The organism is Actinoplanes aureus, from assembly GCF_015704865.1.
Classification (GTDB): Bacteria; Actinomycetota; Actinomycetes; order Mycobacteriales; family Micromonosporaceae; genus Actinoplanes; species Actinoplanes aureus.
In genome coordinates, this window is record NZ_JADQTO010000001.1 from 204,037 (window position 1) to 219,758 (window position 15,722).

At 72.7% G+C, this 15,722-nt stretch carries 14 protein-coding genes; 8 read left to right on the forward strand and 6 right to left on the reverse strand.

The features are described 5' to 3' along the window. Positions 1–57: 57 nt before the first annotated feature. Positions 58–693, forward strand: a complete 636-nt coding sequence (locus I4J89_RS00945; protein WP_196411854.1) for a class I SAM-dependent methyltransferase — start codon at positions 58–60, stop codon at positions 691–693. 138 nt (positions 694–831) lie between these two features. Here I4J89_RS00945 and I4J89_RS00950 read toward each other — a convergent pair whose 3' ends face one another. The 4 genes from I4J89_RS00950 to I4J89_RS00965 all read right to left on the reverse strand — a co-directional run bounded on the left by I4J89_RS00950 (position 832) and on the right by I4J89_RS00965 (position 4,760). Next, the gene (locus I4J89_RS00950) at positions 832–1,548 is read right to left on the reverse strand and encodes an HAD family hydrolase (protein WP_196411855.1); all 717 of its coding nucleotides are present in this window, start codon (positions 1,546–1,548) and stop codon (positions 832–834) included. Positions 1,549–1,561: 13 nt separating this feature from the next. Beyond that, complete coding sequence (locus I4J89_RS00955; protein WP_196411856.1) at positions 1,562–2,317, reverse strand: ROK family protein; 756 nt, start codon at positions 2,315–2,317, stop codon at positions 1,562–1,564. Between the two features lie 56 nt (positions 2,318–2,373). Further along, complete coding sequence (gene bioD / locus I4J89_RS00960) at positions 2,374–3,081, reverse strand: dethiobiotin synthase (RefSeq protein WP_309238160.1); 708 nt, start codon at positions 3,079–3,081, stop codon at positions 2,374–2,376. A 545-nt stretch (positions 3,082–3,626) separates the two neighbouring features. Next, positions 3,627–4,760 (reverse strand): 8-amino-7-oxononanoate synthase, encoded by a 1,134-nt coding sequence (locus tag I4J89_RS00965; RefSeq protein ID WP_196411857.1) that lies wholly within the window; start codon positions 4,758–4,760, stop codon positions 3,627–3,629. 85 nt (positions 4,761–4,845) lie between these two features. Here I4J89_RS00965 and bioB point away from each other — a divergent pair, with 85 nt between their 5' ends. Both bioB and bsaP read left to right on the forward strand, forming a co-directional pair. Beyond that, entirely contained in the window at positions 4,846–5,841 is a 996-nt protein-coding gene (gene bioB, locus I4J89_RS00970) for a biotin synthase BioB (protein WP_196411858.1), read from the forward strand. After that, positions 5,841–6,035 (forward strand): biotin synthase auxiliary protein BsaP, encoded by a 195-nt coding sequence (bsaP, locus tag I4J89_RS00975; protein WP_196411859.1) that lies wholly within the window; start codon positions 5,841–5,843, stop codon positions 6,033–6,035. Before bioB ends, bsaP begins: the two co-directional genes overlap by 1 nt. A gap of 41 nt (positions 6,036–6,076) precedes the next feature. On the opposite strand, the gene I4J89_RS00980 is transcribed toward bsaP, so the two are convergent. After that, the gene (locus I4J89_RS00980) at positions 6,077–7,123 is read right to left on the reverse strand and encodes a GNAT family N-acetyltransferase (protein WP_196411860.1); all 1,047 of its coding nucleotides are present in this window, start codon (positions 7,121–7,123) and stop codon (positions 6,077–6,079) included. Positions 7,124–7,210: 87 nt separating this feature from the next. Continuing rightward, positions 7,211–7,927, reverse strand: coding sequence for an ACT domain-containing protein (locus tag I4J89_RS00985; RefSeq protein WP_196411861.1), 717 nt, complete (start codon positions 7,925–7,927; stop codon positions 7,211–7,213). A 234-nt stretch (positions 7,928–8,161) separates the two neighbouring features. Here I4J89_RS00985 and I4J89_RS00990 point away from each other — a divergent pair, with 234 nt between their 5' ends. The 5 genes from I4J89_RS00990 (at position 8,162) to I4J89_RS01010 (ending at position 15,438) form a co-directional block, all read left to right on the forward strand. Further along, positions 8,162–8,875 carry a pyrimidine reductase family protein gene (locus I4J89_RS00990; protein WP_196411862.1) on the forward strand — a complete coding sequence of 238 codons (714 nt, stop codon included), beginning with the start codon at positions 8,162–8,164 and terminating at the stop codon, positions 8,873–8,875. Positions 8,876–8,963: 88 nt separating this feature from the next. Then, complete coding sequence (locus I4J89_RS00995; protein WP_230858154.1) at positions 8,964–10,751, forward strand: ATP-binding protein; 1,788 nt, start codon at positions 8,964–8,966, stop codon at positions 10,749–10,751. Positions 10,752–10,760: 9 nt separating this feature from the next. Continuing rightward, positions 10,761–11,915 (forward strand): exonuclease SbcCD subunit D, encoded by a 1,155-nt coding sequence (locus tag I4J89_RS01000; protein WP_196411863.1) that lies wholly within the window; start codon positions 10,761–10,763, stop codon positions 11,913–11,915. After that, on the forward strand, positions 11,912–14,470 hold the full coding sequence (locus tag I4J89_RS01005; RefSeq protein ID WP_196411864.1) for an AAA family ATPase: 2,559 nt from the start codon (positions 11,912–11,914) through the stop codon (positions 14,468–14,470). Before I4J89_RS01000 ends, I4J89_RS01005 begins: the two co-directional genes overlap by 4 nt. Then, entirely contained in the window at positions 14,467–15,438 is a 972-nt protein-coding gene (locus I4J89_RS01010; RefSeq protein ID WP_196411865.1) for a hypothetical protein, read from the forward strand. Before I4J89_RS01005 ends, I4J89_RS01010 begins: the two co-directional genes overlap by 4 nt. The last annotated feature ends 284 nt before the right edge of the window (positions 15,439–15,722 follow it).

Genomic DNA, 15,722 nt, shown 5'->3' on the forward strand with positions numbered 1-15,722 from the left:
GAGGCCGGTGCCGGACCCGATGGCCCCGGACACGTCGAACCGGGGTTCAATCGGGAGGTGCCTCTCGACTTCGTCCGCGCCCACACCGTTCCCGCGCCGGTGCCATTCGTCCCGGAGATCCTCCTCCGGCAGGCCGAGGAGCCGATCGCGCTCTGGGAGGCCACCGAGTCGGGCGGCACGCCGCAGCCACCGCCCTTCTGGGCGTTCGCCTGGGCCGGCGGCCAGGCCCTCGCGCGGCATGTACTCGACGAACCGGACCTGGTCGCCGGGCGCAGCGTGCTCGACCTGGCCACCGGATCCGGGCTGGTCGCGGTCGCGGCGGCCCGCGCCGGCGCACACCCGGTCACCGCCAACGACATCGACCCGTTCTCGCTCGCCGCGGCGCTGGCCAACGCCGAGGCCAACGGCGTCCAGGTGGAGGCGGTCGAAGGCGACCTGCTGGACACCGACGACAAGTACGGCGTGATCCTCGCCGGTGACGTCTTCTACAGCCGGGAGATGGCCGGCCGCGTCCTCCCGTTCCTGCGGCGTGCCGCCGGCCGCGGCTCCCTGGTCCTGGTCGGCGACCCGGGCCGCGCCTACCTCCCGGACGGCCTGATCCAGCGAGCCGTGTACGACGTCCCGGTCAACGAGGAACTCGAGAGCGTCCCGGTCCGCCGCACCACCGTCTGGCAGGTAACCGCAGGTCGTTGAGCTGAAGCGCAAGTGGCTGCATGGGCCCGGCGGGCGCGCTGGGGCCCGGGGATGCGTCCAGGTCGCGTGGCCGGCGGGGACGGCCGGGTTTCGGGGACGGTGGAAACGCGTACCGGAAAATGGGCGTGAGCGGAAGGCTCAGAGTAAGTCTCGGAGGGCGAAGCCGTCGGTGACGACGGCGTCGGGTGCGGGCCAGGGTGATGGGTCCGCCGGGTCGTCGCGGCCGGATGGCATGAGGATCGCCGTGCCGATGTCGGCGCGGCGGGCGCACAGGATGTCGCGGCGGCGGCTGTCGCCGACGAACCAGCAGGCCGCGGGGGAGACGCCGAGCTTGTCGGTGGCGTTCCAGATCATCTGCGGGTTGGGTTTGCGGACGCCGGCCTCGTCGCTGTAGATCTGCGCGGCGAAGAGCCGGCCCACGCCGGCCTTGGCGAGGAAATCGCGGTGCGCCGCGCCGCAGAGGGTGTTGCTGACCACCGCCATCGGGATGCCCGCCTCGGCCAGCGCCGCCAGGGCCTCGGGAATGCCGGGGCGCAGCGCCCAGCCCTCCCGCCAGGCCCAGTCGTAGCTGAGGCGCGGCACCGCGCCGCGCACCCGGACCTGGGCGAGCGGGGGCCAGCCGCCGATCACGAACCGTTCCCAGACCTCCGCCTGTGGCAGCTCGTCGGGCCAGTCCTCATCACGCCAGCGGGCATAGGCCTCGCCGCCCTCGGTGAGCGATCGCTGAATCTGCCCGGGGGTGAGCGCACCCCGCGCCAGGTTGTAGATCCGCAGGACGAGTTCCGGAGGGGCGGCCCGGTACGGAGCGTCCGCGAGCACACCACCGAAGTCGAACAGCACGGCTTCCGGCGTCATCGCACCTGACTCGTCATTTCATGTGGCCCAGCGTCCAGGCGCGGACGCCGCCGACGATGCCCGCCGTGTTCGGCACCACGACCACGTCGTCGCCCATCCGGGCCAGCTGTGTCGGGGTGATCAGTCGCGAGTTGCCGCCGCCGAGGTAGACCCGGTCCCAGAGGAAGACCGGGCGCAGGCCCTCGACGACGTTGCGCACCCGGCGGGACCAGAGCGCGTCGCCCAGGCGGCGGCGTTCGTGCTCACCGATGTACGTGTCGTAGGACATCCCCCAGCGCACCGGGGCCTGCGACATCTCCAGGTGCGGGGCGAGCTCGCCGCCGTCGAAGAGTGCGCAGCCCAGGCCGGTGCCGAGGGTCAGCACCAGCTCGCAGCCGGTGCCCGCGACCACACCGGCGCCGTGCACTTCGGCGTCGTTGAGCACCAGGGTGGGCAGGCCGAACGCCTCGGCCAGCGCGGTACGCGCGTCGAACCCCTGCCACGCCTCGAGCAGCTCCGGATCCACCTTGGTACGCGGCCCGCTGCGGGTCACGTAGTGCGGCGTCGCCACCACCACCCCGTGCCGGATCATCCCCGGCATCCCGACCGTGACCCGGTTCGCGTTCGGCAACTGTTCACCGAGGTTCACCAGGGTTTTGACGAAGAGGTCGGGCGGTAGCGGGTACGGAGTCGGGACCCGGATCGGGTGTGCCCGCATCGTGCCGGCCTCGTCCAGCACCGAGCCCTTGATGCCGCCGCCGCCGCAATCGATCGTCAGGGTGAAAGCCACGCCGCCAGTTTGCATGTGGACCACCTCCCGGCACAGTAATTGTGCCTGGTGTCCCGTTATCCTGCTTCCTCCGCCCAGACGCGCCAGTTGTCCAGGACGCCGTGCAGAGCCGGCGTCAGCCACCCCGGCGCGGACCGGCGGAACACCCCCGGATCCATCGACCCGGCGCCGGCCGGCAGGGCGCCGACCAGGTGCGGGACCAGCTCGCTCAGGTTGGCCCAGTGGACCAGCTCGGGTTCGGCCGGCCAGGCGCCGAGGATCACCCGGGCCGGTACGCCGCGGCGGTTGAGCGCCTCCAGGGTGAGCGCGGTGTGGTTCAGCGTGCCGAGGCCGGCCCGGGCCACCACGATCATGTTGGCGCCGAGCGTGGTGGCCAGGTCGGCGAAGGTCCACGGCTCGCCGGACGGGCGCAGTCCCATCGGCACGAGCAGCCCGCCCGCGCCCTCGACCAGCACCAGGTCGTGTTTCCCGGCCTCGGCCCGGATCGCGTCGACCACGTCGAACAGGTCCAGCGCGGGCAGGCCGGCCACCTTCGCGGCGGCGAGCGGGGCGAGCGGCTCCGGGTACTCCGCCAGCGTGCGGACGGTGGCCGGTCCTGCTAGCCGGGTCACCACCTCGGCGTCGGTGGGCGCGCCGGTGGCGATCCCGGTCTGACCGGGTTTGATCACGGCGACACGCAGCCCGGCGCCCTGTGCGGCGGCGGCCATGGCAGCGGTGGCGATGGTCTTGCCGACCTCGGTGTCGGTGCCGGTGACCAGCACGATCCCGCGCCACTCGGCGGATTCGGGGCGGCTCGGCGCGGGCTGGGCGGTGGTGGTGGCGGCCTGCGCGGCGAGCTCGGTGTCGATCTCCTCGGCGAGGGCCTCGCCGTCCACCTCGGAGGCGGCGATGGGCTCGGCGGTGGGCTCAGCGCCCGGCACGGTTTCGCCCGGTCCGGCGGGCACGGCCGGCCCAGCTGGCACGGTTTCGGCCGGCTCAGCAGGCGTGGTCCAGGCCGGCGTGGCCGGGTCGGCTGGCGTGGTCGTGCCGCCTGGCGTGACCGGGTCGGCTGGCGTGGTCGTGCCGCCTGGCGTGGTCGTGCCGCCTGGCGTGGTCGTGCCGCCTGGCGTGGCTGTGCCGCCTGGCGTGGCTGTGCCGCCTGGCGTGGCTGTGCCGCCTGGCGTGGCCGGGTGGCCTCCGCCGTGAGTCTGCAACGGATCCATCTCGTCCGGCTTCCGGGTGGGTGGTGGCCCGAGTGGCAGGCCATGCCCGCGGCTCTGGGTCCCGCGAGGCGGCGGAACCATCGAGATGCCGGCGTAATAGGAGGGGGTCATGGTGCGCACTCCACGATCACGTTCAAGGCTCGGGCGAAGTCCGCAGCGGACACACCCGCGTTCAAGGTCAGCCGCAGACGCGAGCTGCCGTCCGGGGTCGACGGGGGCCGGAAGCAGCCGACCGCGACCCCTCGGTCGCGGCAGTCCGCCGCCCACGCCACGGCCGCCTCCGGGCCCGGGGCCGGCACCGAGAGCACCCCGGCGGCCGGTTTCCGGACGTCGAAGCCCGCTTGCCGCAGCCGGGTGACGACCTCGGCGCCCCGGCGAAACAGCACCTGCCGCCGGTCGTCGGCGGCCCGAGCGACCTCGACCGCGGCGAGCACGCCGGCGACGACGGCCGGCGGTGGGGCGGTGTCGTAGATGAAGGTGCGGCCGGTGTCCACCAGGTGCCGGATGAACGGCGCCGGACCCGCGATCACCCCGCCGGCGCCGCCGAGCGACTTGGAGAGCGTCGCCGTGACGATCACGTCGGACCGCCCGGCGAGCCCGGCCGCCGCCACGCCGCCGGCGCCCGCGGCCCCGAGCAGGCCGAGCGCGTGCGCGTCGTCGACGATCAGCAGTGCGCCTCGGGCCGACGTCACCTCGTAGAGCTCCGCCAGCGGGGCGAGGTCACCGTCGACGGAGAAGACCGACTCGGTCACCACGGCGGCCCGCCCGGGATGGGCGTCCAGAATCGCGGCGACGGCTCCGGGGTCGTTGTGCGGCGCCACCGTCACCGGAAGCCCGGAGATCCGGCAGCCGTCGATCAGGGACGCGTGGTTGTACGCGTCCGAGACGACCAGGTCGCAGACCGCGCCGACGGCCCGGACCACCGCGAGGTTCGCCAGATATCCCGAGGAGAAGACCAGCGCGTCCTGCGCGCCGGTCCAGGCGGCCAGGGTGTGCTCCAGAGCGGCGTGCGCGTCGGTCGACCCGCGGACCAGCCGCGAGCCGGTCGCCCCCAGCCCGTACGCCTCGATGGCCTGCCGCGCCGCGGCGACGACCCGGGGGTGAGTGGAGAGGCCGAGGTAATCGTTTCCGGCCAGGTCGACGACGGCGTCGCCGGCGGCCCGCGGCCGCAGCCGGCGTGTGAGACCCGCCTTGGCCCGGTCACCGGCCAGGCGATCGAGCGCCTCCAACCAGTCCGCCAAGACACCCCCTACAGATCACGAGAAGGGGAAACTACCACCCACCACCGACAGTTCCGCCGAGCCCGGAACTCGGTAGGGTACGGGCATGTCAGAGATCCTCGACCGGGCCCGGACCCGGGTCCTCGAATCAGGTGCCGGACTCGACGAGGAGCAGATCCTCGAGGTTCTTCGGCTTCCCGACGAGGATCTGCCGGCGTTGTTGCAGCTGGCCCACGACGTGCGGATGAAGTGGTGCGGACCCGAGGTCGAGGTCGAGGGCATCATCTCGCTGAAGACCGGCGGCTGCCCCGAGGACTGTCACTTCTGCTCCCAGTCCGGCCTGTTCGCCTCCCCGGTGCGGGCGGTCTGGCTGGACATTCCCTCTCTCGTGGAGGCGGCGAAGCAGACCGCGGCCACCGGCGCGACCGAGTTCTGCATCGTGGCGGCGGTGCGCGGGCCGGACAAGCGGCTGATGGATCAGATGCGTGCCGGCGTCAAGGCGATCAAGGAGGCGGTGGACATCCAGGTCGCCGCGAGCCTCGGCATGCTCACCAAGGAGCAGGTCGACGAGCTCGTCGAGATGGGCGTGCACCGTTACAACCACAATCTCGAGACCTGCCGGTCGTACTTTCCGAACGTGGTGACCACGCACTCCTTCGAGGAGCGCTGGGAGACGCTGAAGATGGTGCGCGACTCCGGCATGGAGGTCTGCTGCGGCGGCATCCTCGGCCTGGGGGAGACGATCGAGCAGCGCGCCGAGTTCGCCGCCCAGCTGGCCGAGCTGGACCCGCACGAGGTCCCGCTGAACTTCCTGAACCCCCGGCCCGGCACCCCGCTCGGCGACCGCCCGGTGGTGGAGGGCAAGGACGCGCTGCGCGCGATCGCCGCCTTCCGGCTGGCGATGCCGAAAACCATTCTTCGGTACGCGGGCGGCCGCGAAATCACCCTCGGCGACCTGGGTACGCGTGACGGCCTGCTCGGCGGCATCAACGCGGTGATCGTCGGCAACTACCTGACCACGCTGGGCCGCCCGGCCACCGCCGACCTGGACCTGCTCCAGGACCTGAAGATGCCGGTCAAGTCGCTCTCGGCCACGTTCTGATGCAGTGCCCGACGCAGACCTTCTGCGACCGGTGCGGGCTCCCGGTCACCGAGGGTGACCACGCGGCCTGTGCGGCGGCGCGTGCGCTGGAGCCGCCGCGGTTCTGCCCGCGGTGCCGCCGCCGGATGAAGGTGCAGGTCGTCCCGACCGGCTGGACGGCCACCTGCGTGGAGCACGGCACGACCCATGGGTGACGGCGGGTCCGAACCGGGCCCGCCGCCACCCTCTCACCCAGTCACCCGGAGGTGGCCGGAGTCTCGTCGCCGACCGGCCGTCCGGCCGCCGGCAGGGTCGCGCTGACCACCGTGCCGTCGCGCTCGAAGCGCTCCGCTCCGAGGCGGCGCAGCGTGTCCAGCATCGCCGCATCGCCGGCGGCCACGTGTGCCACCAGCGCGGCGAGCCCGGCCCGCCCGGCGTGCGCGTGCAGGCGCCGCAGCAGAGCCGTACCCAGCCCGCGCCGCTGCCAGGCGTCCTCGACCAGGACGGCGACCTCGCCCAGGTCGCCCTCGGCCAGCAGGGTCGCCATCGCCACCACCGGCCCGCCGGGCGCGACCGCGAGCAGGGTCACCCCGCCGGGCGGCTCCAGCATCCGGCCCAGCCGGGACTCGTCCGGAACGGCACCGCCGAGGTAGCGGCGGTGCAGGGTGGTGGGCGAGCAGTCCTCGTGCAGCTCGCGGACCGCGGCCAGGTCGTCCTTGCCGGCCGGGCGGAGCACCAGCTCGGTGCCGTCCGGCAGCAGCATGGTGACCTGCTCCCGGTGCTGTCGCAGGACGGTGCCGGCGACCTCGACCAGGGACTGCGCCCGGGCGTACTCCGCCGGGGTGAACGCGGGCAGGGCGCGGAGCACCTCGTACGCCCCGCCGGCCGGATCGGCCAGCGTCATCCGGCCGCCGTGGAAACCGGGCCGGTCGGCTGTGGCGGCCGGCCGCCAGCGCACCTCGGTCGCGTCGAGCAGGGCGGCGAGCGTCTCACCCAGCGACTCGGGCTCGTGCACCAGCCGGCCGGCCAGCGCCAGGGCCCGGGTGGGCTGATCGGCCAGGCTCTGCGGGTCGGCCCGGGTCACGAAGGCGTCCCGCCCGCGGCCCTTGACCACGGCGGCCATGATGTCCGACTCGGTCAGCATGTCCGGCGCGTCGACCAGGAAGTCGTCGACCGCGCCCTCTTCGGTGGTGTGCACCTGGACGGCGAGGATGTTCACCGATCGCAGAGCGAGACTCGCGGTCAGCACGGAGAGGTATCCGGGACGGTCGTCGACCGTTGCCCTGACTCGCCACAACGCCATTTCGGGCTCTCCTTTCCTCCTCCCTCAAGGGTGCACCCTCGTTGTTGCCTAGATATTGCTTGAGCTGGGCTTTTGGCGTTACGACGGTCACATGTGGGTGGCCGCGGCAGCCACTCCGGCGGCGTCCAGCCGGTCGCCGAGGATGGTCGCGGCGGCACGGACCAGCTGCGCGACCCGGTCCACCTCGGTGATGTGGAAGGCGGCGGCGGTCAGGTCGTCCTCGTCCGTGCGGGCGACCACCAGGACCAGTCCGGCCCGGCCGAACGGGGCGACCGCGTACCGGGCGCCGCCGGGTTCGGTGAGCGGGCGGGCGCGCAGCGGGGTCACCTCGGGCAGGTGCAGCGGGGACGGGGCGCGCCAGCTCGCGTACGCCACCCGTGGCGGCTCACCGGCCGGGTTGCCGGAGCCGCTGCGCGTGGCCCAGTCGGCCGGCACCACGGCGGCGGCGGCCCAGTCCGCGGCGAGCAGCCCCGGTACGGCGTCGACAAGCGTGGCCAGGCCGTCGACCGGGTTCGCCGCGACCTGGGCGAGCAGCTCGGCGTCGTACCCGCCGTTGACCGGTGCGCCGATGGCCTTCCACACGCCGTCCACCTGGACTCCGGGGATGGCGGCGAGCCCGGCGAGGAGGCGCTCCACGCGGGACGCGCCGGGCCACACGACGGTGAAGTCGTCGACAGCCCGGCCGCCGAGCCGTTCCAGCACCACGACCTGGACGATGTCCGCGCCGGCCACCCCGAGGGTGCGCGCGACCTGTCCGAGGGCACCGGGACGGTCCGGCAGGGTGACTCGTACCCGCAGCAACATGAATCTCCTCCCGTCGCGGACGGCCGGTGAGGCCGCCGGCCTACAGCCTGCCGAACCGCCGTTTCTGACTGGTTGCGTGGTCGTGTCCCAGTCGTCAAGCTGCCGTAGGGTCGATGACATGATTTGCCAGGCGTGCCGGGAGCGGCGGCACGACGAGTGCCGGGGTGGCTCGTGGTGTGACTGCCAGCACCGGGAGATCAAGCCGACTCCACCGGTCACCGGTCCGGCCGGCCCGTGACCGCACTGCACAGCTGGCCGTCCGATGCTGACGGCCTGGCCCGGCTGTACCCGCGCAACCCGCACCCGACGCTGCGCGTCAACTTCATCGCCAGCGCGGACGGCGCGGTCACCGTGGACGGGCTCTCCGCCGGCCTCCAGGGGCCGGGCGACAAGGAGATCTTCGACCTGCTGCGCGTCTCCTGCGACGCGCTGATCGTCGCCGCCGGCACCGTCCGGGCCGAGAAGTACGACGCGCTGCGGCCCGATCCGGCCCGGCGGCTGGCGAACGGGCTGTCCGAGTTCCCGCTCATGGTGATCGTCTCGGGTTCCCTCGACCTCGACCCCGAGCAGCTGATCTTCGCGGACGCGCCGATTCACCCGATCGTGTTCACCTGCCGCCGGGCGCCCGCTGCCGCCCGGATCGCCGAGGTCGCCGAGGTGATCGCGGTCGGCGAGGACCGGGTCGACCTCGCGGCGGCGGTGCGGCACCTGCACGAACGCGGCGCGACCCAGCTGCTCTGCGAGGGCGGTCCGGGCCTGCTGGGCTCGATGATCGCCGAGGATCTGGTGGACGAGCTGTGCCTGACGGTCGCTCCGCTGCTGGTGGGCGGCGCGGCGGGCCGCATCGCGCAGGGCACGCCGGCGCCGCCGCGCCGGATGTCGCTGCGGCACGCACTCACGCGCGACGACATGCTCTTCCTGAGGTACGCGCGCGCCTCCACCCGATGATCAATATCTTGTGCATAACTCTGTGGATGGACCCCATAAGTTGTGGACAACGAAGCTGGCAGGCTTTTTGTCGTACATCTGAGGCAACATGATCCGCGTGTCTGACGAAACTGTGCCCGTCCGCGGCGGAAAACTGAATGCAAACCCGGACGTGGACCCCGTCGGCCGAGTGCTAGGTACAGCGGATGCCACCCCGTTGCAGTTCTGGACGGCCGTGACCCCCGGGAACTACCTGCAACTCGACGACGTCGTGGTGACCAAGCGTGATCTGCCGGACCGCGAGCCGGTGACCATCGCCGGGGTCGTCACCCAGGTCCGGGCCCGCCACGAGGGTGCCCAGTTCGACTCGGACGTCTTCGCCATCGCCGACGGCACCCTGCCGGCGATGGTCCAGGAGGCGGCCGAGATCACCACCACCCGGGTCGACCCGGAGCTGTATGTGCCGCCCGCTCCCGGGGCGGTCGTGCACCGCGCCTCCGGTGCGGCCCGTGACGCGGCGCTGCACTTCGACCGGATGGAGCGGCGGGTCCCGATGGGCACCGGCCGCGACGGGGTGCCGGTCTTCCTCAACGCCGACTTCCTGGACGGGACGCGTGGCGCGCACGTGTCGATCTCCGGCATCTCCGGCGTGGCCACCAAGACCAGTTTCGCCACGTTCCTGCTCTATTCGGTGTTCCGTTCCGGGCAGCTGGGGGCGGACGGCACCAACGCCCGCGCCCTGATCTTCAACGTGAAGGGCGAGGACCTGCTCTTCCTCGACCATCCCAATACAAAGCTGGACGATTCCACCCGCGCGGCGTACAAATTGCTCGATCTGCCCGCCGGCCCGTTCTCCGACGTCCGGGTCTACGCACCGCCGCGCGCCGGCGACTCCTCCGGCTCGCCGGACGTGAGCAGCCGCCTCACCGGGGTCGACTCGTTCTACTGGACGCTCGAGGAGTTCTGCTCCGCCAAGCTGCTGCCCTACGTGTTCGCCGACGCCGACGACGAGCGCCAGCAGTACACGATGGTCGTCCACTCGGTGACCGCCCACCTCAACCGGTTCGCGGTCCCGGCCGAGGGCGGGATCAGCATCGACGGCCGCCGCATCAACTCCTACGGCGACCTGGTGGACCACATCGTCGAGCAGCTCACCGACGACGAGACCCGGTCCACCTGGGCCGGCAGCGCGATCAACATGGGCACCGTCAACGCGTTCGCCCGGCGGCTGATCGGCAGCAAGCGCGACCTGGCCCGGCTGATCCGCGGCGATCTGGCGTCCCGCCGCCCGCACCAGATCAAGACCGCGAACAGTGCCCAGGTCACCGTGGTCGACCTGCACAACCTGCCGGACCGGGCGCAGCGCTTCGTGGTCGGTGTGACGCTGAAGACCGAGTTCGAGGAGAAGGAGAAGTCCGGCACCGGCCGCCCGCTGCTCTTCGTCGTCCTCGACGAGCTGAACAAGTACGCACCTCGCGAGGGGTCCTCGCCGATCAAGGAGGTGCTGCTCGACATCGCCGAGCGGGGCCGCTCGCTCGGCGTCATCCTGATCGGCGCCCAGCAGACCGCCAGTGAGGTCGAGCGCCGGATCGTCACCAACTCGGCGATCCGGGTGGTCGGCCGGCTCGACCCGGCCGAGGCCTCCCGCCCGGAGTACGGCTTCCTTCCTCCGGCGATGCGCCAGCGCGCCCTGCTGGCCCGCCCCGGCACGATGTTCGTCAACCAGCCGGACATCCCGGTCCCGCTCTGCGTCGAGTTCCCCTTCCCGGCCTGGGCCACCCGCAAGTCGGAGTCCGGTCCGCCACCCGCTGAGACCATGCGATCGATCGTGCAGGGCGCCGATCCGTTCGCCGTGGTCGGCAGCGGCGGCGGATCCGACGACGACATCCCGTTCTAAGGTTTCGCGATGCGCATCCTGCACACCTCCGACTGGCACGTCGGCAAGGTCCTCAAGGGCCGCAACCGGTTCGAGGAGCACACCAAGGTGCTCGCCCAGGTGATCGAGATCGCCCAGGCGGAGCGCCCCGACCTGGTGATCGTCGCCGGTGATCTCTACGACACCGCCGCGCCGACCGCGGACGCGACGCGGCTGGTCACCCGGGCACTCTCGGCGTTGCGCAAGACCGGCGCGCGGGTGGTGGCGATCGGCGGCAACCACGACAACGGGGCCGCGCTGGACGCCCTGCGGCCGTGGGCCGACGCGGCCGGCATCGAGCTGCGCGGGTCGTACCCGAAGGGTGATCTCAGCGATCTGCTGATCGAGGGGACCACCGAGGGCGGTGAGCGCTGGCGGCTGGTCGCCCTGCCGTTCCTCTCCCAGCGGTACGCGATCCGCGCCGCCGAGATGTACGACCTGTCCGCCGCCGAGGCCAACCAGACGTACGCCGACCTGGTCGCCCGCCTGATCGCCAAGCTCAGCGAGCCGTTCGCCGAGGCCGGTGTGGTCAACCTGCTCACCGCACACCTGACCATCGTCGGAGCGAGCGCCGGCGGGGGCGAGCGCGAGGCCCACACCATCATGGGGTACGCGGTTCCCGCCACCGTCTTCCCGCCGAACGCGCACTACGTGGCCCTCGGCCACCTGCACCGCTCCCAGCAGGTGATCTCGCCCTGCCCGACGCGGTACTCCGGCAGCCCGCTCGCCGTCGACTTCGGCGAGGAGGAGAACATCAGCTCGGTCGCGATCGTGGACGTCGCCGCCGACCAGGCCGCCCGGATCCGGGACGTACCGGTCACCTCGGCGCTCACCCTGCGCACCGTTCGCGGCTCGCTGGACCAGCTCGCCAAGGTGAACCTTCCGGACGCCTGGCTGCGTGTCCTGGTCCGGGAGGCGCCCCGGCCCGGCCTCCGCGAGGACGTGCAGGAACTGCTGCCGAACGCGCTGGAGGTGCGCATCGACCCGGACATGCTGCCGAACCGGACATCCGAGCGTGCGGCGGAACGGGCCGGCCGGTCCCCGCGCGAGCTCTTCGGCGATTACCTGGACAGTCGCGGCAACGCCGAGGAGGGCGTCCGCGAGCTATTCGACGAGCTGTACGACGAGGTGAGCAGCAACCAATGAGGCCACTCAGGCTCGACATGGCGGGGTTCACGGTGTTCCGCGATCCGACCACGGTGGACTTCACCGACGCCGACTACTTCGCGCTGGTCGGACCGACCGGTTCCGGCAAGTCGACCGTGCTGGACGCGATCTGCTTCGCTCTTTACGGCACGGTCCCGCGCTGGGGCGGCACCCGCGGCATCGGCAACGCGCTGGCTCCCTCGGCCGTCGAGGCGAAGGTGCGGCTCTGCTTCGAGTCGGCCGGCGATCGGTACATCGCCACCCGGGTGGTGCGCAGGGACGGCCGGGGCAACGTGAAGACGGCTGGTGCCGGTCTCCAGCTGATGCCGCCCGGCTTCGACGTGACGAAGCTCGACACCGGCATGGACCTGGACGACCTCGGTGAGGCGCTGGCCGGCACCCCGGCCGAGATGGACCGGGCCGTGCAGGACGCGGTCGGCCTGCCGTACGAGCAGTTCACCAGCTGCGTGGTGCTGCCGCAGGGCCAGTTCGCCGACTTCCTGCACGCGAAACCGGCCACTCGCCAGCAGATCCTGGTCAACCTGCTCGGCCTGCACGTCTACGAGGAGGTGCAGGTCCGGGCCGCCGAGCGGGGCAAGACCGCGGAGGCCAAGCTGGGCGTGATCGAGCAGCAGATGGACGCGCTGGACGACGCCACCGACGAGGCGGTCGACGCGGCCGGGGCGTACCTGGAGCGGATGCGCGAGCTGACCCGGGAGGTGGAGAGCGCCGTACCGGGACTGCGTACCGCCCGGGAGGCGGAGACCACGGCGCTCGGCGCCCGGGACACGCTCGACGCGGAGCTGACGTTGCTGTCGTCCGTGCGTACGCCCGCGGGGTTGGCCGAGGCGACCGGCGCGATCGTCGCGGCTCGTGCCGCCGCCGAACAGGCCTCGCGCGAGGTGCACGCGGCCGAGGAGGCCGAGGAGAAGGTCCGCGGTGAGCTGGCCGCGGCCGGCGACGCCGGGTCGTTGCGGCTGATGCTGGACCGGCACACCGAGCTGGCCCGGCTGGTCGAGCAGGAGGAGTGGTTCGCCGGCAAGGTGTCGGTCGCCGAGGTGGAGTACCGGGACGCGCTCTCCGCCGCCGAGCTGGCGCAGGCCGAGCACACCGGCGCGCAGCAGTTGCTGGAGCAGGCCCGGCAGGACTACCGGGACGCCCAGCAGCGGGACCGGGCGACCGCGCTGCGCGGGCACCTGGTCGCCGGCCATGCCTGCCCGGTCTGCGAGCAGCCGGTCACGGTCGTTCCGGAGGTGCCGCGCGAGTCGGCGGTCCGGCTGGCCGAGGCGGCCGGCAACGCGGCGCGCGAGGCGGCCGAGCAGGCCACCACCCGCTGGCAGCAGCGCGACGCGGTGGCCCGCAACCTGGAGAGCGACCTCGAGCGCAAGCGCGGGCAGTACGAGCACCACCTGTCCCGGCTGGCCGAGGTGCGGGCCGCCGTCGCCGGGCTGCCGCCGGTGGAGGCGGTGCAGGCCCGGCTGGCCGACCTGGCCGAGTTGCAGCACAAGCTGGAGGCCGCGACCGCTGCGGTGCGGGCGGCACGCGACGCGCATCGCCGTGCGCAGAACGCGGTCCGCTCCGCGGAGGACGAGCAGCGTACGGCGTGGCGCAAGTTCGACACGGTCCGCGACGGGCTGGCCCGGTTCGGACCACCGCCGACCGACCGGGACGACCTGGCCGGCGCCTGGCGGACGCTCGTCGAGTGGGCCGGCGGGGAGCACGAGGCCCGGCTGGCCGCCCGGGACGAGGCGGACCGAGCGGTCGCCGCGGCGCATGAGTCGACGGTCCGGGCGTACACGGCGATCGTCGAGCTCTTCACCGCCGCCGGGCTGAACCCGCCGGGCGGTCCGGCTCCGGGTGTGATCCGGCCGGGTGTCTCCGCGTCGCGCGCCGCGGAGCGGGCCACCTCGGTGGCCGACGCCGAGGCCGGGCTGATCCGGGCCGCCGCGGTCGCCGCCGAGCGGGCCGAGGCGGGCTGGCAGCGGCTGGTGGAGCGGCGGCAGCAGGCCCGGGAGGCGGCCGAGCAGCGGGACGCGCTGCTGCGGGAGGGCCGGGTGGCGAAATCGCTCGCCGGCCATCTGCGGGCCAACAACTTCGAGCGCTGGCTGCTCGAGGAGGCCCTCGACCTGCTTGTCGACGGGGCGTCGCGGATCCTGCGGGAACTCACCGGCGGGCAGTACGAGCTGATCCACACCAAGGGCGAGTTCTTCGTGGTGGACCACCACGACGCCGGACTGCAGCGCGGGGTGCGCACGCTCTCCGGAGGCGAGACCTTCCAGGCCTCGCTCGCCCTGGCGCTGGCTCTCTCCGAGCAGCTGGCCGGGATGAGCACCACCGCCGCCAGCCTGGAGTCGATCGTGCTGGACGAGGGTTTCGGCACCCTCGACGCGGCCACCCTCGACGTGGTCGCCGCCACGCTGGAGAACCTGGCGGCTCGCGGTGACCGGATGGTCGGCCTGGTCACCCACGTGCAGGCACTGGCCGAGCGGGTGCCGGTCCGGTTCGAGGTGCACAAGGACGCACGGACCGCGTACGTCGAGAGGGTCGGCCTGTGACCAGGATGTACGTCGACGCGTGGGACCCGTCGTACGGCGCGTCGTACGAGGGCGGCGACGGTGGCGAGGGGCCGGGGTCGTCCAGCAGCGCCCAGGTCGACCTGGACGTGGAGGTGCCGGCCGCCGAGTGGGCGCCGATCGACGTCTCGCCCCGGACCCGGATGCCCGACGTGGTGTTCCTGGTCGACGGGGTGCGGCGTAACGACGCCGGGCTGTGGACGGCGGAGGAGGACGGCACGTCGTACGCCGGGCTCGCCGCCTCGTACGCCGCCGGGGTGGTCCGCTGCGACCTGGCCAACGGCATCGCCGAGCTGGCCGGGGCCCGGGTCGCCCGCGGCCTGTTCACCGCCAGCCCGACGGCGACCGACGTGCAGGCCGGTTCGGTGCGCTACGAGGTGCACCGGATCCACGGCACCGGTGAGGCCAGCAAGCTGCCGGCCGCGGTGCAGGGCCCGCTGACCGCGCTGGAGATCGAGATCTCGGCGGCGGCCCGGGACGGCGGCTCGGACGGAGCCGACCTGCTGATCGTGGACGGTCCGTTGCGCAACCGGCGGCAGCTGCCGCGCACGATCGGCTATGTGAAGACCCAGCAGAAGCACTATCTGCCGGCCGCGCAGGAGGCCATCGTCCCCCGCCTGCGGCCGAGCCAGCGGACCCCGGTGTTCCACCTCGGGACGGTCTGGGGCGGCTGGTCGTGGTACCTGCGACTGCCCGGTTCGTCCGGTGCACCCTGGTCCGGGGTGGTCCGGGTGGAGTGTTCGCCGGATCTCACCGCGGATCAGGCGATCGAGCTGGCCGAGGTGTCCGGGGTGACCCTGCCCCGGTTCGCGTCGTCGGCGTACAAGGATCCGCGTGCGCCGCAGAACCTGGTGCCGATCGCCGGGCTGGAGCGCCGCCTGCGCGGGATGCTGGGGGACGCCCGGGTGCTGCACCGGGCGCTCGCGCTGGCAACCGCCCGGTCGCGCTGAGCCGATCCGGTGTGTGCACGGTCCCACATCGTGGCGCGAGCTTCCGGGCGGTGGGACATCGTCCGGGAAATCGCGGAAAGTTTCACGAGGCGGCCGGGAAAGGGCTGTCCGCCGGCTCCACGGAAAGGATCACGCCGTCGTGAGCAGGGCGATCATAAATGGGAGCGCTCCCGGACGGGCGACGCCCGAAAGAGTCCGACTGGCATAAAGGCATCACCCGAACGGTTCGCCGACGTCGCCATTCACCACACAATACTCAGCATCGACAACGCTGAGGAATCGCG